This window comes from Paenibacillus tabacirhizosphaerae, assembly GCF_040812395.1.
Classification (GTDB): domain Bacteria; phylum Bacillota; class Bacilli; order Paenibacillales; family NBRC-103111; genus Paenibacillus_E.
In genome coordinates this window covers 87,853-112,958 of record NZ_JBFNXH010000013.1, presented here as the reverse complement: position 1 = coordinate 112,958, position 25,106 = coordinate 87,853, and the positions used below count along the sequence as shown (strand labels likewise).

At 52.3% G+C, this 25,106-nt stretch carries 17 protein-coding genes; 2 read left to right on the top strand and 15 right to left on the bottom strand.

Going from position 1 to position 25,106, the window contains the following annotated elements; genetic code table 11:
- Positions 1–48 precede the first annotated feature (48 nt).
- From ABRS97_RS20730 to addB, 5 genes are all read right to left on the bottom strand, one after another.
- Positions 49–1,137, bottom strand: a complete 1,089-nt coding sequence (locus tag ABRS97_RS20730; RefSeq protein ID WP_367817123.1) for a chymotrypsin family serine protease — start codon at positions 1,135–1,137, stop codon at positions 49–51.
- 164 nt (positions 1,138–1,301) lie between these two features.
- Positions 1,302–4,796: an AAA family ATPase gene (locus tag ABRS97_RS20725; protein WP_367817122.1), complete on the bottom strand. Its 3,495-nt coding sequence runs from the start codon at positions 4,794–4,796 to the stop codon at positions 1,302–1,304.
- A 100-nt stretch (positions 4,797–4,896) separates the two neighbouring features.
- Positions 4,897–6,066: an exonuclease SbcCD subunit D gene (locus ABRS97_RS20720; RefSeq protein WP_367817120.1), complete on the bottom strand. Its 1,170-nt coding sequence runs from the start codon at positions 6,064–6,066 to the stop codon at positions 4,897–4,899.
- Between the two features lie 24 nt (positions 6,067–6,090).
- Positions 6,091–10,068, bottom strand: a complete 3,978-nt coding sequence (addA, locus tag ABRS97_RS20715; protein WP_367817118.1) for a helicase-exonuclease AddAB subunit AddA — start codon at positions 10,066–10,068, stop codon at positions 6,091–6,093.
- Between the two features lie 26 nt (positions 10,069–10,094).
- Positions 10,095–13,622, bottom strand: a complete 3,528-nt coding sequence (gene addB / locus ABRS97_RS20710) for a helicase-exonuclease AddAB subunit AddB (RefSeq protein ID WP_367817117.1) — start codon at positions 13,620–13,622, stop codon at positions 10,095–10,097.
- 210 nt (positions 13,623–13,832) lie between these two features.
- Between addB and ABRS97_RS20705 the strand changes: the two genes are divergently transcribed.
- The gene (locus ABRS97_RS20705) at positions 13,833–14,276 is read left to right on the top strand and encodes an Rrf2 family transcriptional regulator (RefSeq protein WP_367817115.1); all 444 of its coding nucleotides are present in this window, start codon (positions 13,833–13,835) and stop codon (positions 14,274–14,276) included.
- Positions 14,277–14,754: 478 nt separating this feature from the next.
- Here the strand turns inward: ABRS97_RS20705 and ABRS97_RS20700 are convergent, their stop codons facing one another.
- Positions 14,755–15,855, bottom strand: coding sequence for a citrate/2-methylcitrate synthase (locus ABRS97_RS20700; protein WP_367817114.1), 1,101 nt, complete (start codon positions 15,853–15,855; stop codon positions 14,755–14,757).
- 395 nt (positions 15,856–16,250) lie between these two features.
- On the bottom strand, positions 16,251–17,618 hold the full coding sequence (locus ABRS97_RS20695; RefSeq protein WP_367817112.1) for a class I SAM-dependent rRNA methyltransferase: 1,368 nt from the start codon (positions 17,616–17,618) through the stop codon (positions 16,251–16,253).
- A gap of 120 nt (positions 17,619–17,738) precedes the next feature.
- On the opposite strand from ABRS97_RS20695, the gene ABRS97_RS20690 reads away from it, so the two are divergent.
- A complete protein-coding gene (locus ABRS97_RS20690; protein WP_367817110.1) occupies positions 17,739–18,746 on the top strand; it encodes a Na/Pi cotransporter family protein in 1,008 nt (335 codons plus the stop codon).
- Positions 18,747–19,030: 284 nt separating this feature from the next.
- On the opposite strand, the gene ABRS97_RS20685 is transcribed toward ABRS97_RS20690, so the two are convergent.
- The 8 genes from ABRS97_RS20685 to ABRS97_RS20650 form a co-directional block, all read right to left on the bottom strand.
- Entirely contained in the window at positions 19,031–19,456 is a 426-nt protein-coding gene (locus tag ABRS97_RS20685) for an NUDIX hydrolase (RefSeq protein WP_367817109.1), read from the bottom strand.
- Between the two features lie 88 nt (positions 19,457–19,544).
- Positions 19,545–20,885 carry a tRNA (N(6)-L-threonylcarbamoyladenosine(37)-C(2))-methylthiotransferase MtaB gene (gene mtaB, locus ABRS97_RS20680; protein ID WP_367817108.1) on the bottom strand — a complete coding sequence of 447 codons (1,341 nt, stop codon included), beginning with the start codon at positions 20,883–20,885 and terminating at the stop codon, positions 19,545–19,547.
- A gap of 5 nt (positions 20,886–20,890) precedes the next feature.
- Positions 20,891–21,658 carry a 16S rRNA (uracil(1498)-N(3))-methyltransferase gene (locus tag ABRS97_RS20675; RefSeq protein WP_367817107.1) on the bottom strand — a complete coding sequence of 256 codons (768 nt, stop codon included), beginning with the start codon at positions 21,656–21,658 and terminating at the stop codon, positions 20,891–20,893.
- A gap of 126 nt (positions 21,659–21,784) precedes the next feature.
- Entirely contained in the window at positions 21,785–22,456 is a 672-nt protein-coding gene (locus tag ABRS97_RS20670) for a site-2 protease family protein (RefSeq protein ID WP_367817106.1), read from the bottom strand.
- Between the two features lie 10 nt (positions 22,457–22,466).
- Entirely contained in the window at positions 22,467–23,441 is a 975-nt protein-coding gene (gene prmA / locus ABRS97_RS20665) for a 50S ribosomal protein L11 methyltransferase (RefSeq protein WP_367817105.1), read from the bottom strand.
- 249 nt (positions 23,442–23,690) lie between these two features.
- Positions 23,691–24,062, bottom strand: coding sequence for a hypothetical protein (locus ABRS97_RS20660; RefSeq protein ID WP_367817104.1), 372 nt, complete (start codon positions 24,060–24,062; stop codon positions 23,691–23,693).
- Positions 24,062–24,205 (bottom strand): YfhD family protein, encoded by a 144-nt coding sequence (locus ABRS97_RS20655; RefSeq protein ID WP_367817103.1) that lies wholly within the window; start codon positions 24,203–24,205, stop codon positions 24,062–24,064. Before ABRS97_RS20655 ends, ABRS97_RS20660 begins: the two co-directional genes overlap by 1 nt.
- An 80-nt stretch (positions 24,206–24,285) precedes the next feature.
- The gene (locus ABRS97_RS20650; protein ID WP_367817102.1) at positions 24,286–25,098 is read right to left on the bottom strand and encodes a hypothetical protein; all 813 of its coding nucleotides are present in this window, start codon (positions 25,096–25,098) and stop codon (positions 24,286–24,288) included.
- Positions 25,099–25,106 lie beyond the last annotated feature (8 nt).

The following is a 25,106-nucleotide window of genomic DNA, read 5'->3' as shown; positions in this document are numbered from 1 at the left end:
AAAACCACCGAGTGGGACTCGCTGGTTTCGAGAAAAGGTGCGATCGCGCTATTTGGACGATTTCACAAGCGTGGCGCGCGTCCGTTTATGCTGTTCCATCGTGAGAGGCTGTACATACAATTGTTTAGTGGCCGGAACAACCTTCACTGAACCTTCTTTGAACGTCCCTCCCGCAGCAGGAAGCGCCACTCGAACGCCATATGTGGATAGCACAACATCAATGGGGTTGGAAATTGAGCGTTTGCCATCCTCCGTACCCGCGAAGTTAAGCGCCGCCGCGTAACGGTCACTGGCCCGCAACCACACAGAACCGGAATCGCCTGGCAACGAAACAGCGCCGCTATCCCCTACGATGACAGATTGATTTCGGAATAGCAGCGTCCCCAGCGAACCTCCATAACTGACTCTAACGTCAACGTTGTTCGATTCTACAGTCCCGGTCACATATCCTGACGTCCGCCCGGATTTCACTAATTTCTGACCCACCGGATAGCTGGTCAAATGACCGGGAACCGTCACTAATTGGCCCGTGGAACTAATTAAATACCGAGGATTCAACAACCGATTGGCCCTAGGGATGGCAATAGCCGAATCTTGAAAATTATCTTGTCCCGCACGCAGCTTAACAAATTGATAAGCCCGTCCAATCGTGTCACGTCCAAGTACGCCTCCGTCAACAACGCCTGGCTGGACCGTTTCCGAGAATTCCGTGCTGTTGTCTTTTACAAGGACATGGTTATTGCTCAGGACGAACAGCCTGTTATTCTTTGTCACAATGAGCCCTGCTGTTCCCGTTGCGCCCATTTCCCGTTTGCCAATGCTGACACCTCCGGACACTGGCCGATATTTGCGTTTAGAAACATTTGCATTCGGCTGCGCCTTGAGATCGTGCTTTTTGAAAACGCCTGATGAAACAAAGCGAACGGGTATGGAAGTGCCGGCTTTAATCATGGTTGATTTAAGGTTATTTAAACTGGATGACATGATTTTCTTTTCTGTATACACGATAACGCTTGCTCCCAAGGCCGGTTTTTTGGGATCCGCATAACCGACTCCTACCGCAACAATCTCAGCTCTTTTCAGCAAAACGGGGGACAATCTGTTCTTGTGCTTCACAGCCTCATAAAAAGTCGCCATCGCTCTTCTCCTCTTCTGGTAAAGATGGTGCAGTGTATGCCAACTTGTACGATTTGGATTGAGGAGTTTACCTACAAGGCTTCTTATGCAAACAAAAAAAGGCTAACCGACAGATGAATCCGCCAGCAGCCTTATCGTTAAGTTTTGGTTGGAATGAATTTCTACTAAAGTTCTTCCACCACAATGCGGCTCCCTCGACCAGAAGGCTCAGCCGGATGGACGATAAGCTTACGAGGAAGTCTAGCTCTCAGTTCCGGCACGTGAGAAATAACACCAACCGCCAGTCGGTCCATATGCAGCTTCTCCAGCGCCCCAATTACCATGTCCAGCAGCTCTTGATCAAGTGTGCCAAATCCCTCGTCCAGGAAGAAAAACTCCAGGGGATACTCCCCCTTCAGCTGGATCTGAGCGGATAGCGCGAGCGCCAGCGCCAGCGAGGTGAGAAAAGTTTCACCGCCCGATAACGTGCTGACCGGGCGTTTGACTCCGCCGTTGGCATCATCGCGGATGACAAAGCCTCCCCCGGAGTCGACCTCAATCGCATAGCGTCGACGCGTTAATTCACCCAGCCGCTCCGAAGCGGCGCGGCTGACCTGCATGAGCTGCTCTTCGGCGAGGTACTCGACGAAGGCATTGGCCTTGAGCACGGCTTGCAGCTTGCCGAGCCTTTCCAGCAGCGCCGCCTGTTCCATCCGGCGCGTCTCCAGCTCACGCCATCGCGCATGCCGCGCAGTAAGCTCAGCTTCGCCCTGAACCGCTGTCGCGCGCGCCTCCAGCGCCGCCTCCGCCTGCGCCTTCGCGTTGCTCAGCTGCGCTTGCGACTGCGCCCACTCGGCCGCGCTCAGCACGCGGCCCTGCAGCTTCGCATCCAGCTGCGCCAGCTGGACGCGAAGCGCCTGCTCGCGCTCGCGGTGCTCGGCCGCGAGTGCAGCCCATTCGCGACGCTGTTCCGGCGCCAGCGTCGCAGCTGCAGCGGCTTCGCGCGAGGCGAAGCCGTTCTCTGCGAGCGCGGCGTGAATGCCGCGCTCGGTCTGCGCCAGCTGCCGCATGGCAGCGGCAGCGGCTTCAGTGGCGGCGCTGAGCTTCTGCGCCGCCAGTTGCTGTGCAGCGAGCGCCTCGGCGTGCGCAAGCTTGGTCATCTGCGCGAGCGAGCGCAGCCGTTCCAGCGCGGAGGTCGCCTCCGCGATGAGCTGCGGCACCGGCGCGCCGGGCGCGCGCTGGGCGAGCTGCCGCGACTTGTCGGCGGCGAGCTGCGCAAGACCCTGCAGCCGCTCGTGCAGCTGCAGGGCGGTCTTGTCCTGCTCCAGCGCGCTTAGCTGGAGCTCCTCGATCTTGACGAGCAGCCCGTCGAGGAACGGGATGCTCTTATCGATCCGGCCGCGCAGCTCGTCCGCGACAAGCTCGCCCGCGAGGAGCTGCTGAAGCTGCCCCTCCAGCGTATCCCACGACAGCTCCGCGTAGCGGTCGTGCCAATGGCCTAGCCGCTGGCTAGCGGCTAACGAAGCGGCGGCCAGCTTGCTTTCCAGCTCCGCATGCATGCCAACAGCCGCTTGTTCTTGCGCAGAAGCTTGAACAGCCTGTTGATCAACGATTTGGAACTCTTTTCGCAAATTGAGTAAGCGTTGCTCCAACTCATCCACTTGCCATTTATTGGCATCAAGAGCAGATTCAATCAACTTCCACGATGCTGAAACTGCCTCTATGCTTGTCTCCTGATCAAACAGACTCGCACTAGCCAAAGCCGCTATCTCACGGTCAGCAGCTGCTTCTCCCAGAAAAAGCTCGTTGCCGAGCCCAGCAACGACTTCCCCTAATCCAGGTTCATCTTCATGGCCAAGCGCTTTCGCTTGCTGGCTTAGCGATTCCGTTCTTTGCAGCAGCTGCGCATGCGTAAAATGCAGCTCCTTTGCAGCTTGCAAAAGTTCCTGTATTTGCTGAATCGACTCTTCCGTTATCTCGATTAAACCGTCCGATTTACTTCTTAATCCTTCTTGACTCACAAGGCGTCTGGGAGAAGGGTGCTCTGTTGATCCGCAGACCGCACAAGCTTCGCCCTTCACAAGCCCTTCGGCCAAAACTGCGGCAAGCGACTCTCTTTCATGCTGCTTCCACATGATCTTGCGTGCATCCAAATACACTTGAAGAGCAGGAATGAAAGCATTCAGCTCGCTATGATGTGCGTGAAGATCAGAACGAACACCCTCGGATTGCCGCAGCCATGCCGACATGTTCTTGCGGAAATCCTGCCGCTTGGCTGCCAGCTCTTCCTGGTTTCTTTTGCATGCCGCCAAGATCGTCGCCTTCTCATCCCGCTCTTTGCACAGCTCTCGTTCCTGGTCCTGCAAAAGCCCGATCGCTTTTTTCTCTTGCACCGCTTCTTGTAAATGCTGGCGGGAACTGGCGCTTGTCTCCACAAGCTTCAACTGCTCTTTGAGCTCGGCTTGTTTCGCAAGCGCTTTTTGTTTCGTTTCATTGGCCTTGCTTCGTTCAGCCTGAATAAGCTCATAACTTGCTCTCGCTGCTCGTTCCTGATTCTGCGCTTCCTGGATGTGAAGCTGCACTTGGTCTAACTCCAGCTGCAGCACCAAAGCTTGCTGCAACTGATCCAGCCGCAGCAGAAGCGGCCCCTCGTTGGCTGCCAGATCCTGCTGCGCTTGTTCGAAGGCAGCATTCGCCTGTGCGTAGCCAGTCTCCGCCGCTTTTTGATTTCGCTCAGCGATTTCGAGCTGAGCTTGCGCGTTCTGCACTTCTTTCGAGGCTAACGCCTGCTGTTCCAAATAGGGCCGTACACGTTCCGCTTGCTCCGCTTTTTGCAGCAGCGCTTCTTTCTCCCTAATCTCAGGTTCTTGATCATGCTGCTGCGCCGCTTCTTTTTCAAAAGCCGCCTTCTCGGACTGCAACTGAAATACCTGCTTCGCTTCTTCATAGACGACCTCTTGGCGTTCTAACGCTTTACGGCTGCGTTCCGCCTCTTGCTCTGCGGCCAAACGCCTGGCCTGAGCTTCCTCCAAAGCTTTCCCGGAGGCGTCGCCAAGTCCTTGCTGTTCAGCTGCCAATTGTTTGACGACACTGTCTGTTTCTTTCGCTTTGGAACTGACTTTCCCGCTAAGATGATCGCCATAATGCTCTAAATGGAACAATCTTTGCAGCATTTGCCGGCGATCTTTGCCTGTAAGCGTTAGAAATTCCGCGAACTTTCCTTGAGGCAAAACAACGGCTCGTGTAAAATCCTGCATGGACAGCCCTAATACGCCCTGTACTTGTTGATTCACTTCCCCCGCTTTATCGGCAAGAACAATCGTTTCTTCTCCCCTGATATGTAAAAGCCGGGCAATCGTACCGTTAATCGATAGCTCTGAACCGCGTTTGAATTGCCTCTCAACCCGATATCGTTCCGTGCCGGCTCCATTCGTCAGCTCAAAGGTAAAGGAGACGAACAACGTTTGCTCCGCATGATTCATAATCGCCTGCGTGCCTCCGCTGGCTCGCTCCACCTTGCCATACAACGCTAATGTGATGGCGTCTAGAATCGACGATTTCCCGCTGCCTGTAGGACCGAATATTCCGAACACGCCTGCATCGACCAGCTGGCTGAAATCGATCGTCTGCAACTCGCGGTAGCTTTGCAAACCGGACAATTGTAACTGGATTGGACGCATTGTTCACTTCCTCCTAAGTGCTTTCCTTGTAGAAAAGCTAGCTTTGCAAGCAGTAGCTGAGTTAGGTTCGCAAGGTTGATACCTTGCATAATTCTTGCAACTAGACTTCTGCCGCATCATTTTCCTGCAACAGCTCCAGAAATAGCCGCACCAATTCCGGCTCAGGCTGAGCCCCCCCGGTTTGACGCGCGTAAAAGCGCGTAAAATGCTCTTCCATCGAAAGCGCTGCAATTGGCGCAGCAACCCTTGCCGCTTCGATCTCCGGATAGACCGGACGAATATGAATAAAGCCGTCAAAGGCTTTGCGCAGCGACTGAATCTGTTCGATCGACATGGCTTCACTCATCGTAATTTCCAGGTCGATCCAAGCGGTCGCATCACGCCCTTCTTCCAGCCACTGGTAAACCTGCTGGACGCCTTCCTTTGCTTTCCAGCTTACAAGCGGACGGCCCGCTGCAATAAATATTTCCTGCGGCTCTGCCGTTTGACCCGGAGCTAAATCGAGCACGGTCACCGACTTCGCTTGGCCCGCTTCTGAAAAGCTGTATGCGATCGGAGATCCGCAGTATCGGATAGGTGAAGCGGCTTTCACGTTTTGCGGCCGATGCAAATGGCCAAGCGCGACATACTGCGCCCCTGCGCTCAGCGCTTGTGTGTCAACCGTGTAGGCGCCGCCAACTTGAATAGGTCGCTCCGACTCCGTTTCCTGACCCCCAAGGACATACAAATGACTCATAATCAGATTCACCGTACCCTTTTCGAAAAAATCCGCCTGGCGCCGAATGAGCGCCCCGACGCGTTCCGAATATTTACTGCGCAGCGCTTCCTCTTCCGCTACGTCGGAGAGCAGCTCTTTCAGCCGTGATTCCGATGGATACGGCAGCGCGATCACTTTGGCTAGTTCACCCGTTCTTGCGATGCCTATCGATTGAATATCCGGCACAGGCAGTCCAACGAGCGTAATTCCCTGTTTCGCAGCAAGCGGCCCGGAAGCTGCAAGGCGATCCGGATGATCATGATTGCCCGAAATGATGGCGACATGACGTTTACCCCCGCCCGATAACCTCGCAATCCCTTCATAGAAGAGCTGTTCGGCCACTGCCGGAGGATTCACCGAATCGTAAATATCACCGGCTACCAGGACAAGATCAATTCGCTGATCTTCAACGATGTTCACAAGCTCGTCTATGAACGCGATCTGCTCATCGATCCGGCTACGTCCTTCCAGCGTTCGGCCAAAGTGCCAATCGCCGGTGTGTAAAATTCGCATCCCTCAGTTCCCCCTTCCTCGCACTCACATTTCCAACAACATGGCCCCATCAAAGAAATATAAGTATTTGCCCGTTACTGAACGCTTCCAAATATGTTCCACGGCCTGCGTATATAACGTAATTTGCGTGTCATACCGCGCTCGCAGGTCTTCCTTGCTACTGCCCCTTACCGCATCTGTTTTATAATCAACCAGCACAAGCCCCTGCTCATCCTCGAACAAGCAGTCAATAACCCCTTGAACAAGTACGGTTTCTCCAGTCGTGGAACAATCCGAAGCCGTGTATACGTCGTCAGCCGGCAAGCCGTAACTGAATGGCACTTCGCGTTGAACGTTCGCCGCTAGCAGCATGCGCTGTCCGATTTCTGTTTGAAAAAAGTTCAAAATGACAGGAATGTCGACCACTTCACTCTGCCGCACAGTTAACGTTTGTTTGCCCAGCATGTCGTCTAATGTTCCTCTAACGCTGGCTTCCGTTGGCATGGCGCCTAGCGACAGATTCTGCATGACCGCGTGGACAACGGTTCCTTTTTCAGCGGCTGTCAGTTTTTTCTCCTCCATGAATCGAGGCCTTCGCCATAGGATGGACGCTGATTTCGACGGAGATTCCATGGACGCATTACCCATTAGGGTTTCTGTCTCTACCAAAGGGAACTCAAGCTCACCAACTACCCTGTTTTGTTCAGACAAACGCTTCATTTCCGACACAGTCGTTTTAGCAAAAAGCTTGTGGGCATCCGGGTAAGCATACGACCAGGAAAGCTGTTCCTGAAGCCACGATCCCCAGTTACCGGAAACCGTCATCGGCTGAATGCGGCGAATAGCTTCCATGCGCCCCTCATCAGGGAGCAGCTGTTCTTGCTCCTCGCTTTCGGCAGTTTGCAAGCTCTCCGGTGTAATCACCGTCAACTTCCACTCGGAAGCGTCATGCAGAAGTTTCACTTCCGGCGATGCCTCGCTGATGCCAAGACGCTCCCTCCACGGCGCAGCATCCGGATGGCGCAGCACAGCGGGGCCGACCCAATCGAGGTAGCTTTTGGCTTTAGCCAATTCAAAGTCCGGCAGATACCATTCTGTTCTGGATAAATGACGTCCCCATTGGCGCAGCTGTTTGTCGAGCGATTTGACGGTGCCAAGCAAATACAGCTTCTCTCTGGCTCTCGTCAACGCTACATACAGAACGCGCATTTCCTCGGCAAGCAGTTCCAGCTTCATGCGCCTTTTGATCGCAAGCGAAGGCAAAGTCGGATAGCTGACCCTGAGCGCCGTATCGACAAAGCGAGGGCCAAACCCCAGCTCCTTATGCAGCAGGAACGCGTCATTCAAATCACGCTGGTTGAACATTTTCGCCATCCCCGCTACGAAAACGACCGGAAACTCCAGCCCTTTACTTTTGTGAATGGACATGATTCTAACTACATCTTCCTGCTCACCTAGCGCTCTCGCCGTTCCAAGATCGCCTCCGCTCTCTTTCATCCGTTCGATAAATCGCAAAAAGCGGAACAGCCCGCGTAAGGATGTGCTTTCATACTGTCTGGCCCGGTCGTACAAAGCTCTTAAATTCGCTTGTCGCTGCAGCCCGCCAGGCAGCCCGCCGGCAAAATCATAATAGCCTGTTTGCCTATAGATGTTCCAAATCAGATCAGCCAGCGAGCCCTGTCTCGCCTCATGACGCCACAGCTCCAGCTGATTCAGGAAATGAGTCACTTTTTCCAGCAATATGGATGGCTCGCTTTCCTCAATTCCGCGCTTCGCTTCCTGGGCAAACTGCTGCACCGCTTCAAAGAAAGGCGCCGACTTATTCGCAACCCGCACTTGCGCCAGCTCTTCAGCCGTTAGCTGCACAACCGGCGAACGCAGAACTGCCGCCAGCGGCACATCCTGATACGGATTGTCAATCACCTTAAGCAGAGAAAGCATGACCTCGACTTCTGTCGCGGAAAAATAACCCGTGCTCAAATCCGCGTAGGCGGGAATGCCCTGCCGCTTGAGCTCCTCAATAATGACTGGCGACCACATCTGGGTAGCCCGGAGCAGAATGACAATGTCCCGATACGTTACGGGACGAGTGCCGCCTGTCCGTTTATCAAATGCTTGGAAAGGCTCCTGCTTGCCCCCATCGCCCAAAAGCTGCCGAATATGACGCGCGATCGTGCGCGCTTCTAATTGGGCTGTCTCCAGCTCCTGCGCTTCTTGCACAGGATCCAAAGCAGCAGCCGAAGCCTCTCCGCCTTGATCAGCCTCGGTACTTTCTTGATCTTCCGACTCGCTTTCAAACGCATCGCTTTTGTCCAGCGCATCTGCCGCACGATCGACGATGAGCATTTCAACCGAGCAATCCGAGCCGGGAGCTGGATAGCCCGCTCCATAAACAAGCTCTGCCCGTTTGTCATATGCGATCTCTCCAACCGTTTCATTCATGATTTGCTTAAACAAAAAGTTGACCGCATCGACAACTTGAATCCGGCTGCGGAAGTTGCGCGCCAGATCAATTCTGCCGCCTTGGCCCAATTCCAAGGCATCCTCTTTATTGGACCGATACGCTTTATATTTTTCGAGAAACAGCTCAGGCTCGGCGAGACGGAACTTGTAGATACTTTGCTTGACATCGCCTACCATGAAACGGTTGCCCGGTTTTGTATTCGAAATTAATAAAACAATGGCTTCCTGCACGCGATTCGTGTCCTGATACTCGTCAAGCAGCACCTCCGCGAATTGCTTGCGATAGGCAAGTGCCGGTTCCGAAGGATAAAGCTCATCAGGCGTTGAACCCTCCGCACACAAAATTTGCAAACAATAATGCTCCAAATCGGCAAAATCAATTAACCCTTTCGTCGCTTTCGCTTCTTGATACCGCCTGCCGAAATCGAGCACAAGATCAACCAAGGTATGAAGCACTGGAGCGAGCTCGGCGATTTCTTCCCCAAACTGTTCCGGCGTCCTTCCAAAAAGCTCCTCTTTGATTTTGTTCACTTGCTCCTTCGCCCGATTGCGCAGCTCCTTCACTTCTTCTTGAAGCTCCTTGTCGTAATCGTAGCCTTTGCACGCTTTCAGCTTTCCGAATTCTACGGTCTGAAAACCTCGGTACAAAACGGACCACGGATAATCCGTCGTCTCAAGCAAATTCTCCACCAGCAGCAAATCCTCGCGCAGGTTGTCCAAATAGGGAGCCGGCCCGCCGGGCAGCTCAGCCAGCTGCTGCGCCTGACGTAGCAAGTCTGCCGCTCCTTCCAGCTCCAGAGACAGGTCGCGGATCAGACTCCGCTCCCAAATTGAATAATCCGCCGGCGCCATCGCAGCGGCTACATAAGGCAGCGCCTCCTGCATAGCAGAGGCCGCTTCATCGCTCGCCTCCTGAGGAACCGGCGGCGGCCCAAACATCGAAGCCGTCGTCCGCAGCCAATGCTCTGGCCACGGATGGCTGCGTGACACATCATACAGCTTTTGCACAAGCTGCATAATCGCGTCGTCGTTACGCTCGCCGCTGAACGAATCGACCAGCCGCCAGAAGGCGCTGTTCTCTCCGCTCGCAGCGTAGTACTGCTCCAGCATCTCGCCCAGCAGATCCTGCCGCAGCAGCTCGGCTTCCGTTTCGTTCGCGATCCGAAATCCGGGGTCCAAGCGGATGAGGCTGAAATAGCGCTGCACAACTTCCAGGCAGAAAGAATGCAGCGTCGTGATCGAAGCGCGCCCCATCAAAGCCAGTTGCTTGCGCAAATGCTGAGAACCTGGCTGCTTCGTCAGCTCCTTTTCCAACGCTTCGCGAATGCGGTGCTTCATCTCCGATGCCGCTGCTTTCGTAAAGGTCGCGACAAGCAAGCGATCTACATCTATCGGCTCCCATTCGTTCGAAATGCGGCGAATGATCCGCTCTACAAGCACCGCCGTTTTACCTGAACCGGCCGCAGCGGCTACGAGCATATTTTGACCGCCGAGTGTGATGGCGTCCCACTGGTCATCCGTCCATGTGCTGCCCGGCGGCTTTGGTTGCTGTTTATTCACTTCGCATCTCCTTCCTGCTGCTTCGGTCACGTGCCCGCGCTTTGCTCCAGTTCGGACCAGAGCTGCTCTTTGCCACGCTGCCTCCATACGTTGATTTCATTGCCTTCGAATAAAGGATCAAACTGACAAACCGATTTATACGAACAGTGCAAACAGGCCGTCTTTTTGCCCAACCGGTACGGCGCGATATCGACATGTCCGTCGGTAATGCCCGTCCCGATCATCTTGACCTGCTTGCGCACATATTTACGAAGCGTATCCCACTGCGCATCCGTAGCGACGGAGGAACTGGAATAAAAGCTGCCGTCTTTTTTCAAAGCGACCGGAATGAGCTGGGAATGACCTGCGGCATGAATGAGCTGCTCGTCCATCAGACCGGCAACTTCAGCGTCAGCTGTGATCAAACCTTTCATTTTATACCGCTTGCGCAGCTCCTTCTCTACCTCCGCGGGATCCAGCGCATTTTTTTGCTGAAGCATCGGGTTATGCACGTGGAAATAAAGCACACCCGCCGGCTTCGCCGGGATACCGAGCCACTGCTCGGCATGTGTAATGATAACGTCCAGATACGTCAGCATTTGGAGCGAAAGGCCGTAGTACACCTCAGAAAGCTGCAATGAGGTTTGACTCGATTTATAATCGATGACGCGCAGCAGCACGCCTTGTTCGCCATCCGCCCGATCCACCCGATCGATACGACCGATAATTTCCATTGTGCAGCCGTTGTCCAATTGGAACGTAAGTGGCGGCAGCTCCTTGCCTGGCCCAAAATCGATTTCCAGCCCCAGCGGCTGAAATTGTCCGCGTTTCGCATGCTCGCCCAGAACAACAGCCGCTCGTCCCACGACCTGCTTCAGCTTCCTGGCGATGTAAGCGTAGCGGCTTGAGCTGAGCAGAATTTCTCCCTGCAGCCTCGGAGCGAGCTCGTCCACGACTTGAGCGGAACGCTCCATACAGGCTTCCGCAGTAAGCGAGCCCCAGTCAAGCTGGTCCTGCTGGAGATTTTGCACAAATTGATTCAGCGCCGCATGAAATAATTGCCCGATGTCCGGAGCATCCAGCCGGTATACACGTCTCTCTTTCAGTCGAAGACCGTGAGAGAGGAAGTGTGAAAACGGGCAAGCCACGTATTTCTCCATCCGCGAAACGCTCGCCCGCAAATGCTGTCCGTACAAAAGTTGCCTTGTCGAAGCGCTGAGACCAGCCTCTTTATTCGTATACTGCAGCGCGCCCGACAGGGATTGCAGCTTCATTCGCCACTCCGGCTGTGCCACATACCAGTTGTATGTTTCCCACCAGAGGTCAGCCATGCGCCCTCCCAACATCCAATGCTTCATGCGAACAGCCAAATAGGAAATCGCTTGGCTCGGATGCGCAATGTAAGCCGCTTGCTCCATCTCCGCCGATTCGTTCGAAGGCTCAGCGAGCAGAAGCGGCTGCTCCGTACCGGGAAACAGTTGGCGCATTTGTTTAATCAGCTCCGAAGGAAGCAGCGATTTCCCCTCTTCATCAGCGAGCGGATAGCTCATCCACAATCTTTTGCCTGGGACGGTCAGGGACGTATAGATGATGAACTGCTCGTCCAGCAGTTTGCGCCTGCTGCCATCAGCCATCGGCAACCCGGAGTCTGCCAGCACTTCCCGCTCCGCTTCGGTGAGGACGCCTTTTTCAATCATCTGAGCGGGAATAACGCCGTCGGTAACGCCCAGCATATACGCATAGCGAATACCGCTGGAACGCGTCCGATCCATGCTGCCGATCAGAAGTTGATCCATAGATGGCGGTACTAATCCCAGCTTCATGCTCTCCATGCCGGTCTCAATCAGTCCCGTGAAAAGCTCCAACGGCAGATGATCCTCTCCCATCGTCTCAACGAGCTGGTCGAGCATATCCATGACGCTGTTCCACATTTGCCCATGCTCGCGGGCTTTTTCGGGCTTGCCGTCCTCCAAAGCCGATTGACGCCAAGCCTCCATTTTGTCGGGGGCCTGCACTTCAACCAGAAGTTCGTACAGTGCCTCGACCTGATCTTTCACGGAATGTGCTTGTTCCAGACGTTTGGAAAATGTGAGCAAGGGCTTTACAATCCATTCCTTGCTCAGATTCAACTGCTGCAGTGCCTCAGTTTCGTCAAGAAGACTCTCATCCGTTTGCTCCAAATTCGCCCGGAGCTTATAGGTCCATGGCTTTCCGTCCGTCCATCTGTAGCCTCCAATGCCAAAAGCCAGCACATAGTTTTCCAGCTTGTCCATGTGGTGACGTTTGGACGCGGCCTCTACCGGGAGCAGCAGATCTGTTTTCACACACCGGAATATGGCATCGTAATGCCAGTTATGCTGCACAACCTCCAAAGCCGAACGGATGAATTCAACAAGCGGATGATGAAGCACCGTTCGCTTCTGGTCAAAAAAATGAGGGATGTCATAATCGGTTAGAACCGCCTTCAATAGATCCTGATACCCTTCCATGTTGCGCACCATGATCGCGATATCCCGCCAGCGCACGCCATGTTCCCGCACAAGCTGCAGCATATCCCTCACTGCGCCTTCGACTTCAGCCCGGCGATGCACAGCCTCTTGAATCACCAACTGGTCGCTTAACTTCTCGTTGGGAGATGGCATATATCGCTTAGCGCCCCCCCCAATCCGCCGATCAAACATACGTTCCAAATACGCGAGCGCAGGACTGTCCTGGAAACGAGGGGAGCTTTCCGGTGCAAGGAGCAGCACTTCAGCGGCGTCCAGCCCCAGCTGCCATATCTTCTCTTGCAGGCGCACCATCGTTGTCGCTGTCGGATGAAACAAATCCAACTCATCCGGCGTATCGCCCGCTTCCAGTGACCGATCCAGACAAAGCGTAATCGTTACGTCCTTACAAGTGGCAAAAAGCGCTCCCAGCACAGCGAATTCCTGCGGTGTGAAGCCGTGAAAGCCGTCGATCCAAATCGATGCCGAGCGCAAATAAGCGGAATGCGGAATCTGTTCCGCCAGCAGCGTTAAGTAATCCTCCCCATCCAGATACTGTTTAGCAAGCTCCGACTGAAACGCTCGATAAACAAGTCGGATATCGGACATTTTATCCCGAAGCAGGCCGCTTTCTCCTAGGGTGGTCACTCGCTTGGTTTCATGCTCATCGAGCTGTTCCGCGGTGACGCAATAGCGCTTTAATTCTGTAAATAGTTGATTAAGCCGATCGACAAAACCCATTTGCTCAGCCGAGTGCCCGAATAAGCGAAGCTGATCTTTCTGTTTATGTAAAATGCTCGTCAGGAGCAATTTTTTTCCTGTGTCGTCAATTGGAAGTCTGGCCGTACCGCCTTCCTCCTGCATCACCCGCCAAGCTAGGCGGTGAAAGCTCAGCACCTGCGCGCGAATCATTCCGCCAATATGCGGATCGGACACAAGCGCATGCTCCGCCTGGAACGTCGCTTGCTCAGGCACAAGCAGAATAAGAGGATCGCCTTCAGGCTCTGCGGTCAATCGCTGCTTCATCTCTTCCAGGCAGCGTGCGCTTTTCCCGCTTCCCGCTCGGCCGATCACAAATCGAATAGACATGCATGTGCCTCCTTAAAGGTTTGCTATATTAGCAAACCTAGCATCGTAAGGATACTCAAAGGTTTGCTTTAGCAACTAGTGTTCTCTTATTCTATCACATTTCTAGCAGGAAGGAGGGGTAGCAGATGATGGGGCTGATCTTTGACAAAGGCATCCTTGACATTCCTCCCCGCTGTAATTAAAATATGTACAACAAAGAGGGTGAAACTTATGAAAAAGTTCAGCAGCCGCTTCACCATTGGTGTCCATATCTTGTCGCTCATTGATATGGAAAAAGGCGAACACTGTACATCAGAATTCATTGCCGGCAGCATTAACGTCAACCCTGTCATCGTGCGCAAGGTGAGCGGGATGCTCAAAAAAGCAGGACTTCTCCATGTTAGACAAGGCGTCGGCGGAGCCACGCTGGCCAAACAGCCGGACGCAATCACATTGCTTGATATTTACCGCGCGGTCGAAGTGGCTGAAGAAACGGACTTATTCCAGTTTCATGAGCAGCCCAATCCGAATTGTCCGGTCGGCAGCAACATACAATCTGTCCTGCAGTTGAAGCTGCAGCAGGCGCAAGCTGCGCTTGAGCAGGAATTAGCGCATGTCACTTTAGATCAGGTCGTGCATGACCTGGCAGACAAAATCAGCTCCTTGAAGAGCTGATTTTTTTATGCCTGCTACGCTTCAGACTACTGCATAGTAAGTGAAGAGCCTGGTACGCCTGGGTTTAACAATATCCTACTACAGCCCGTCGAAAGCTTCTATGGAGATGAAGCAACCACAAACTACACGTGTACGGCTTGAAACCAACATGATGAAACATGTCTGCGGAACACAGGGATCTTATTTCTGTGTGTAATCGATTACAATTTGTGTCCGCGGAACATAGATGCCTTATTTCTGCAAATAACTCGATTTTTATACGAAAACAACTAGAATAGCGAACCTATAATCCCTCCCCCTACCAAAAGGGAGTTGCTTCATCAAATAAAGGATCTATGTTCCGCAACATCTCCGCCTTGCTGCACCTCAAGGGCTACTACGCAGAAAAGCTGTCTACAGCACCACGAACCATTGGTGTGATCGACAGCTTTTCGAAAAACAAGATCAAATTTACAAACCCACATATCAACCAAATACTCTACTCTGGCATTTTCCCAACATACACGGACTGCGGCCGGAAAATGCGATTGCAGCTCGCTTGTTCAAGCAAGTGCGCTGTCCACCCAATGATTCGGCTTACCGTAAAGGTTGGCGTGAACAGCGGCTTTGGCATGGCAACTGCGCGAAGAACAGAAGCCGCGTAAAACTCCACATTCGTATAGAGCTTTCTTCCTGGTTTGAATGCTTGGAGCAAATCAACAGCTGTCTTCTCGACATGAATGGCTAGTTGGAACCACGGATCCTCCGAAGATAATTCCGTCGTAATCGTACGCAGCGCTTCTGCCCGAGGATCCAACGTCTTATAGATGCGATGCCCAAAGCCCATCAGCCGCTCGCCAGCTTCAAGCTGCCGACGGAGCCATTGTTCCGCATGTTCCTTCGTTCCGATCTCGTCCAGCATATGAACAACCTCTGAAGGTGCACCCCCATGAAGCGGACCTTTCATCGCTCCGATTGAAGCGCAAAGCGCTGAGGCAATATCCGATTGCGTGGACAACACCACGCGTCCGGCAAATGTAGAGGCATTCATTCCATGTTCCATCGCCAATATGAAGTAGACCGTTAGCGCCTTCACATGCGCTGGCTGCGGAACAGTTCCGGTGAGCATGTAAAGGTAATTCGCCACATGGTCAAGATCTGGGTGCGGCTCAAGGGGAGGCAGACCCAAAGATTTCCGATAACGGTAGGCGATAATGGTGGGCAGGAGCGCCGAATATCGCAGAGCGGCCTCTGATTGGGGCGGCCAAGATCGGCTTATGCGATCTGCCGCGCCCGACGCGGATACCGCGGTTCGCAATACGTTCATCATGTCGCATTCTGCAGGTAGCAAATCCAGGATTGCAGTTAGCTCAACTGGAAGCTCACGGCAGCCTTTCCATTTTGCACAGAAATTTTGAAGTTCTCTCTCTGAGGGAAGCTCTCCGGTCCACAATAAATAAGCCGCTTCTTCAAAGCTTGCTCGAAGCGCGAGCTCTTTTGCCTCGTGGCCTCGATAAATTAACAAGCCTTTCTCCCCATCAACCAATGACAATTCAGTCTCTGCAGCAACAATGCCTTCTAAACCTGTAACGGATGCCATCTTATTGTCCTCTCCTTCAGATGAAGCTGAAATCACTTGATTTTCTTCATCTTACTGGAGGTTTACAACTTTATCCAATTCATCTTTTCTTACCGTGTGATAAATAAAAATATATTAAATAATTTTATCGATCATATTATTTTATCAAATCACTTTCTTTCACGCGCACTTCTGCCTTACGCTCCATGTGCAGCATCAATCGGAATGTACAGGTCTAACTCGGGGCTCTCCTCCATCGGATCATTAAATCTTTCGCCATACCACTCCAAATCGATGCCCTTCACAACTTTATAGCCATTTTACGGCACGGGAACAACCTCATCGTACTGGCTTGCCCTTAGGCAATGTCAAGCGCACAAAAAAGCAAGGCTTCACAGCCCTGCTTCGAAATACCGTTATTTGCTGCGCACCTCAAAAATGGCAAATTTCAAATAATGCCCCTCATCGACGCCCAGGATACGAGGATGATCCATACCCGCTCCGCGGAACTCGACCAAACGCAAAATTTTCCCGGCATCCGTCGCCGCAGCGTGTATGGTCTCCAGGAACAGCTCTGGTCGCATATGATAGGAGCAGCTTGCCGTAACTAAATAGCCACCTTCATTCACGAGCTTTAGCCCATGGAGGTTAATATCCTTGTAGCCGCGGCACGCGCCTTCTACGGCACTTTTGGTTTTGGCGAAAGCTGGCGGATCCAAAATAACGACGTCCCATGAACGCCCGCCGCTGACCGGCTTCGATGTATCCACTTTGGACTGGCCGACGTTTGCAGATGCGCGTATTTTCCGTTCATCCAACCCCTTGACCTGCTGGCGCAAATATTCGAACGCGTCCGCGACGACGTATTCTACACGATCCTCAAAGCCATTTAGCCGGACATTCGTTCTTGCGCTTTCTATCGCGTGCTCCGAAATATCGAGACAAGTCACTTTTTTGGCTCCGTATTTGCAGGCATTCAGCGTGAAGCTGCCCGTGTGAGAGAAGCATTCCAGAACGGTTGCGCCATCCCAGAAAGGGAAAGTTACAACTTTGCCGTTTGCATTAACTGGCAGCTCCTGGCTAACGCCACCTTCTTCAACTTGCTTCAACTCGATACCACTGCGAACGCCCCAGCCTGTCATCAGCGGAGCGATCGATGCGCGGTTTTCTCTTTGATCGAAGAAATAACCCGTCTTCTGTCCCTCTTCAATGTCGACGCGAATGCGCAAGCCGTTTTCCAAAATATCCACATGTTTCGGACAATCGCCATAGAGCAGGCCCTTGGTCATCTTCAGACCTTCCAACTCGCGAACGGAAACATCGCTGCGCTCATAAATGCCAACTGGGTTCATCACTTGAACTAATGCATCCACGATTTGTTGTCTGCATTGATCCATTCCCAAAGTAAGCAGTTGAACAACCAGTGTGTCGGCGAACTTATCAACGATCAGGCCGGGTAAAAAGTCCGCCTCCCCATAAACCAACCGATAGGAAGCCGCATCTTCCAAAAAGCGTTTGCGATGGAGCAAGCATTTCGTGATTCGTTCAACAAAAACTTCGGTCGTCAGTGCCTCAAGCGGTTGATACGATACGATTCGGACCGTTATTTGGGAAGCTTCATTGTAATAACCTGTGCCGAGATATTGCCCGAGATGCGTATGGACAGGCACCAGCTGTCCCGGTATAAGCTCGCCTTCCACACGCTCAATTTCGCTGCGGAACACCCATGGATGTCCTTGCTCCAAGCGCGGTTTCCTTTTTTTATGTAAAATTACTGCTGCCATTGTCGGGTATGCCTTCCTTTGCGTGAAACCGTTCTCTCTCGCCAGCTTGTCATGCTTGTCTGTACGGCCACATATATTAGTTGAAAAATAGTGCAAGTCCGCGAAGGAGATTCGCTGCTTATGATGACAACAATCGTTCTGCCTGTACTCGCAGGCTTAGCTTTATTCCTGTTCGGGATGAGGCTGATGGAAACTGCGCTTCAGCATTGGGCTGGCGCCCGCCTCCAATTGTGGCTGGAGCGCTTTACCCGCACCCCTGTGCGCGGCCTCGCCACTGGCACCCTGCTAACGGCAGCGCTGCAGAGCAGCACGGCCATCACGGTTATCGCCATCGGCCTCGTAAACGCCGGTGTGCTTACCCTCCCGAGAACGCTCGGCATCATTCTCGGCACGAACATCGGCACGTGCCTGACCACCGAGCTGATTGGACTCAGCATCGGCGGCATCGGCGTGCCAATGCTGCTCGCGAGTGCAGGCGTCTGGCTCGCGAGCTGGTTCGCCGGGCCCCTGCCGCCAGCGGCGCAGGGGCTAGGGCTGGACCAGACCGCCTCTGCCTCGCCAGGCAGTCGCCCTTGGCTGCGCAGCGTGCGGTATGGCTCGCTGGCAGTGGCAGGTTTCGCTCTCGTGCTGCTTGGCATCGAGATCATGCAAACGATCGGGCCGGCGCTGCAGTCCCGCGGGCTGTTCGCTTGGTTCGTGCTCCAAGCGAAAACAAGCCTGCTCTGGGGCGTCATCGCAGGCGCCGCCGTCACCGCGCTCGTGCACAGCAGCGCGGCCGTCATTGCGATGGCGATGGGCCTCGCCACCATCCAGGGCATTCCCGTCGAGCTGGGCGTTGCGATCACCATCGGCGCCAATATCGGCACCTGCGTGACCGCACTCATCGCCGGGATGAGCGGTTTACGCGCCGGCCGGTACGTCGCTTGGTCGCACATCCTCCTTAACGTCGGAGGCGCGATCCTTTTCTACCCATGGATTGCTCAGCTCGTCCATGTATCAGCCTTCATGGCAGGGAACGCATCGGAACAAATCGCTCGCGCGCAAACCATTTTCAATGTCATCAGCTCTTTGCTCGCACTGCCGCTTTGTTATTTAAGCAAATGGAATCGTATAGATTTCCGATCCTAATCTCAGCTCGATCTGAGTTCTTTGTATCTCTGTGTTGGGGTCACTACATGGAGTTTCTCCATCTAATCCAGGCTCTATCAGTTGCTCACTTCCATTTACATGGAATATCTGCCGTTAATTCAACGACGCCTATCGAATCCAACGGCAATAGCCGAATTTTACGGGAGGAATTCCTGTTATTCTACCGATATTGCCATTTTCGATCCCTATTAGATGTAGGTTTTCCAGTTATTCAGTTATTCGATTGTTATTCAATTGTTACTCAACAACCCAACTGCTCCGCCTTAAACCTCAATACCTAATTTGTACAAGGCTTTGCTAAGCACAATATTGTTGTTATCGTAGCCGGACTCATTTTGCTGGCGCCATGCTTCTTGCGGCTCCAGCCACTCCACTCCCCGTATTTCTTCAACTTGAGCCTGCAAGGCGCCGTCTAAAGCTTCGACCAAATAGTAGTGCACTTCCTTGTCTACTACGCCCAGCGTTGGATGATTGTATTGATAAGCGATCATTTCGACAGGCGCCACAATGCGGCCATGAATGCCTGTTTCCTCCAATATTTCACGAAGCGCCGTTTGTTCCACAGTTTCTCCAGGCTCCATTTTACCTTTGGCCAGTGTAATTTTACCGTAACGATCCTGTATCATTTGCACCCGCACTTGCCCTTCTTGTTTCCGGTATACAACACCGCCAGCTGAAATCTCCTTCATAAAGCCATCCCCCTACTAGGTATCAAATGACGACGAAGAAGAGGATACCACCCCACCTCCGGGCGGAATGGAATCCTCAAGCTTGTCTCTATAAATTCACAACATGAGCGGGTTCGACGATTCGAACGAGATGCCCTTTGCTTTCGTTAACGCCTGCTTCTGTTACTTGTACGCGGCATACCTGGCCAATCATGCTCTCTGAACCTTCGAACACCAACTGCACATAATTATCGGAATAGCCCATGTATAGCCCGCTGTTCGGCTCGCCTTTGTGGGCGCGTTCTGGAATGACTTCCAGCACCTGACCTACAAACTTCTGCGCATAAGCCAGCTGCATGTTCTCCGAAAGATCAATCAATTCGTGCACGCGTGCATTTTTAACTTCTTCATCTACTTGATCTTCCATGCGCGCAGCGGGCGTACCTGTCCGCTTCGAATAAGGAAATACGTGCATTTCTGAAAACTTCATCCGTTCCATGAATTTGACGCCATTCTGGAACATCTCCTCGGTTTCCCCAGGGAACCCTACGATCACATCCGTTGTAATCGCGACATCCGGCATAATTTCATGCAAACGTTCGATTTTGCGGGCGAACTCGGCCGTTGTGTACTTTCTGCGCATCCGCGCCAGTACTTGATCGTCTCCCGCTTGCAGCGGAATGTGCAAATGGCGGCACATTTTATCAGAGGATTTCAGCACTTCAATCACTTCGTCCGTAATTTGGCTTGCTTCAATAGAGGAGATGCGGATTCGCTTCAAACCTTCCACTTTGTCCAAATCCCAGAGCAGCTTCGCTAAACTGTAATCCTCAATATCCTCGCCATATCCGCCCGTATGAATACCTGTCAGCACGATTTCCTGATAGCCCGCTTCAACAAGCTGTTTAGCTTGCTGGATGACGCTTTGCGGCTCACGGCTGCGCATCAATCCGCGCGACCAAGGAATAATGCAGAATGTGCAGAAGTTATTGCAGCCTTCCTGAATTTTCAGAAAAGCCCGCGTACGATCAGCAAAATCCGGAACATCTAATTCCTCGAACTGACGTGTTTTCATAATATTTCGCACCGCGTTAATCGGCTGACGATCCTGCTCCAGCTGTTTCACAAGCGGAATAATTTTGTCCCTGTCCTGTGTCCCAATGACCATATCGACACCAGGAATAGCCAGAATTTCAGCTGGAGACGTCTGCGCATAGCATCCGGTTACCGCGACAATCGCTTCCGGATTGCGACGGATCGCTCTACGAATCATTTGGCGGCTTTTCTTGTCGCCTGTATTCGTAACCGTACATGTATTCACCACATACACATCGGCGGTTTGCTCGAAATCTACCTGCTCATAACCCTCATGTTTGAACAACTGCCAAATGGCCTCTGTATCATAGAAATTCACTTTACATCCTAATGTATGAAACGCTACCGTTGCCATAATGCTTATCCTCCCATCTCTCCGGTCTCATAGAAAAGGCACGTGAGCCCTACCATCGCAGCAGTCTCCGTGCGTAAAATGCGTGCTCCCAGCGATACCGAGCGAAATCCTGCCTCCTCGGCCTGTCTGATCTCCTGCTCCGTAAACCCGCCCTCCGGCCCAACTGCGATCAGGACTCGTTTGCCCCGTTCCAGCTTGCCGGAGGCTGCTGCTTGCTGAATAGCGGGCCTCAACTGCTGACCGTCTTCCTTCTCATAACAGATCCAGGCGCAATCCACATCCTTCAGCTGAGCAAGCAGCTGCTTCCAAGTAAGTACGCCTGCTACTTGCGGTACACGATTCCGGTGGGCCTGCTCGGCCGCCTCTTTGGCGATCTTCTGCCACCGCTCGGTGCGTTTCGCTTCCTTCTTCGCGTCGTACTGCACAACGGTACGCTCCGATAAAAAAGGAAGAAACCGGGCTGCCCCGATCTCGGTCCCTTTTTGTATGACCGTCTCCATCTTATCGCCTTTGGGCAAGCTCTGTGCCACCCAAACCTCGACAGCCGCTTCAGCATTCATCGGCAGATCCTCGACAACTTCGGCAGTCACACATCCCTTGTCCAGCTCCGTAATGCGAACTAACGCCTCGCGGTTCACGCCGTTGCTGCAGATCACTTTGTCTCCGATTTCCGCACGCATCACACGCTGCAAATGATGAGCATCGTCGCCCTCAATCGTGACTGTATGAGCCGTCCCTTGAAATTTCTCAGGAGGCAAAAAATATCGCTGCATAGGGTCTAGCCTCTCTATCTTCATAAATTACGCATTTTAGAGGAAATTTGAAAAATTCAATGAAAACTTCCACTCACCATCATACCTGTTTTGAGCATGAAAATCTACATTGGGTTGCTGGCAAGTCTAACCACCTAAAATCCAGGCAATCGGAACCTGTAGAATTGCCAATATATCATTGCCTAGTCCTAGATAAGGGTCCAATGTCACGGCTCGTAATGGTCTTACAAAAACGACCAATAAAAAAATAACGGACGCCCATTGTTCAAATTTAACAAGGGATTCGCTGTATCTTAAATCAACTAAATCTTGAATAATTCGATAACCGTCAAGCGGAGGAATCGGTATTAAGTTAAATAAGAATAATGTGAGATTCGTGCCCACCATCAAATTCAAAAAGATTTTAATCGCTTTCGCACTGCCGTCGGACATCCCACTGAACCAACCAAACTTCAAAAATGCCATAAAAATAAAAGCACTGATAAAGACCAAAATCAAGTTCGAAATCGGCCCAGCCGCCGTTACAATAATCCCCATCAAGCGAGGCTTCTTAAAATTCCCGCGATTGACCGGCACCGGCTTCGCCCAACCGAATCCGGCAATGAGCAGCATGATCGTACCGAATAAATCCAGATGAACCATTGGATTCAGCGAGACTCTCCCGAATTGGTAAGCGGTAGAGTCCCCTAATTTATACGCGCTGTATGCATGCGCAAATTCGTGGATTGTAAACGAAATAATTAAGACTAGAATAACAAACGGAAGCGTACTCCAGTCATAAAACAATAATCCTCCCATGCACGGCCTCCTACAGCTTTCTAGCGATAATGACTACCCAGTCCGAATCGTAGCTTTTGTCTACAATCGTAAAGTTCGCAGCGACTAGCGCTTTTTCCACATCGGCTTCTTTGCTCGTAATGATGCCTGAAGCCACATAATAACCGCCAGGCTGTAACACCTCATAAACGTCATTCACGAAAAGCAAAATGATCTCCGCCAAAATGTTTGCAACGACAACCTGCACTGGAAGCGTTACGCCGAGTTGGCCCGATGCATCCGTCTCGCTTGCTTTCAGAACGCCAAGTAAATCGCTGAGTTTAACGGTAATCTTGCTCTCTAGCTGGTTCAGTCTTGTATTCTCTGTCGCACTCGAAACCGCCACAGGATCCAAATCAACGGCAAGAACGTGCTTAGCCCCTAATTTCGCGGCTGCTATGGACAAAATGCCGGAACCGGTTCCTACGTCAATCACATCGTCACCTGGTTGAACCACTTTCTCCAGCGTTTTCAAACAGAGCGCCGTTGTTGCATGAGTCCCCGTGCCGAATGCCATGCCCGGATCGAGCTCAAGAATTAATTCTTCCGGCGAAGCTGTATAGTCTTCCCACGTTGGTTTAATCGTCAAGCGTTCGGATACGCGGATCGGTTTGAAATACTGCTTCCAGGCATTCGCCCAGTCCTCGTCATCCACTTCTCTAAGCTCATAGGTCGGGCTGCCTGTGTCAATATCGAAGTCACCTAGCTGCTCAATGGAAGCCTTGAGGTTTTCCATTATCGTATCCATATCGTTATCTTGGGAAAAGTAACCTTTGATCACGGCTCTGCCTTCCGGAATATCGTTCAGCGGCAGCTCGTACCATTGGCCGAGCGAGGTATCTCTTTCTTTATTCAGCGTGCCGGACTCTTCAATCGATACGCCTCCGGCGCCAAGCTCATGAACAAAGTTGGAAATCATTTCTATTGCTTCTTCAGTCGTATGTACAGTAATTTCGTGCCAACGCATGGGTGTTGCTCCTCCTTTATTTACCCCACAAAGTGAAGTATTGCTTCGAAGTTTAATCCGATTACTTTGCGGGGAGCCCCAATTTCGGGATCTCTGAGCGCTGCTCAAAGTCTCTCCTTTTGTTAAACCATAAATTCACAATGATTATTGTACTACACTTCGGTTCCCCTAGTAAAATCAATCACTGAAACGATAATAAGCATCTGTCAGCCTGTGCTTTCCGCACGAGTTAACAGATGCTTATTTGAACTAGACGTTGCCTCCGGCGCTCTCGATAACGCGAATGGCCTGTTCATAGACTTCCTCATGAACGACAGCGGCAAGAACAACATCGAGTCCCGTTACGCCTCCGCCTCCGCCATCACTCATTCCGCTTGCTGCCGGATCGGCCGCCGTTAAAATGCCCTCATCCGGCGTCGAAATATCGGAAGCCTGCGTCAGTGTACCCAGGCTGCCGAAATCTCCCGCGTACGGGTTCATGACGGACTGCAAGCCGCTTCCTGGATATCGGCCAAATCTGTCCACCGATACGTCAATCGCGCGCAGCGCCTTCAGCTTGGAAGCCGCTCCTTCCGCTTGCTCAGGCGAATGAAAATAGGCGAGAATGCCTTTCTCCGCCATTATTCTTGTTCCTGTCTGTAGTCTGCCGCTTGCGCTCTTTCCGCCGCTTCGAAATCATCTTCGTCCGCGACCTCAGCGGCAAATTCGACATCTTCATTTTTTACAATGGGCAACTCTGATTGCTGCTTGTTATTCTCGCTCATCGCTGAACCTCCTAAGCCTGTATAAGTAAACCAGTTTTATTGTTCCTATGAGCGTGAGTTTTATGCGAGCGAGCCCCTGGCTATTCTTTTATTTTCTCAAAAGAAGCGTCATATAAGCGAAACATCGTTTTATAACCTGACTCATCCAGTTTTATGCCAACATCCAGCTTGCCCGTTATCATTAAGGGTCCCGATGTATAACGCAGCTTCACATTGTCCGGCACAAAAACAATCATAATTTTGTTCCAATACGTCTCATCGCCATTATCAAAAGGACACTCCGCCCCAGGCTTAGGAATCAGGAGAAACCAATGTTTGTCAAAGGAAAGCACTTCGCCCATAAACCCTTTAATCTGCACCGTTTTGCCGCTCATGCCCCAGAAATGTTCAGATGGCTTATCCTGCTTGTCATCATCGAAAAACTGCGACCAGTTAATTTCATTTGAAGGACTCTCAGCCTTCGGCTTTGCGCTTGGCAGAGCCTCGGTCATCTTAAGCTCAGAGGCAGGCGCAGTCGTCGGACTTGGCACATTGGCCTCTGTCACCGCTGCGGGGATTGGACTTGACGCTGCCTTCGGCTGCTCTGACGGCATCGCCGTTGATGCCGTAGCTTCCGTCAATTTTGCAGCTGGCTGAATGGCTGACGCAGTTTCTGCGGCAGGAGTAGGGGACGGCGCTGCCGAAGGAGGCTGCAGCTCGACTGCCTGAGCCTCTTTAGCGCTCTCCTTCGGGCTGGAGGCAGCACTTGGACCAGGAGTCGCAGAAGGCGCAACAGTAGCTGCACTTACTGCGCTGCCGAAGGACTCTCCGGCGGTTTCGACTTTCTTTTGACCGCAGCCGCAAGCCGTTAACAGGAGTGCAGCAGTTACGACCCCTATCATAGATTTCTTCATGTACATTC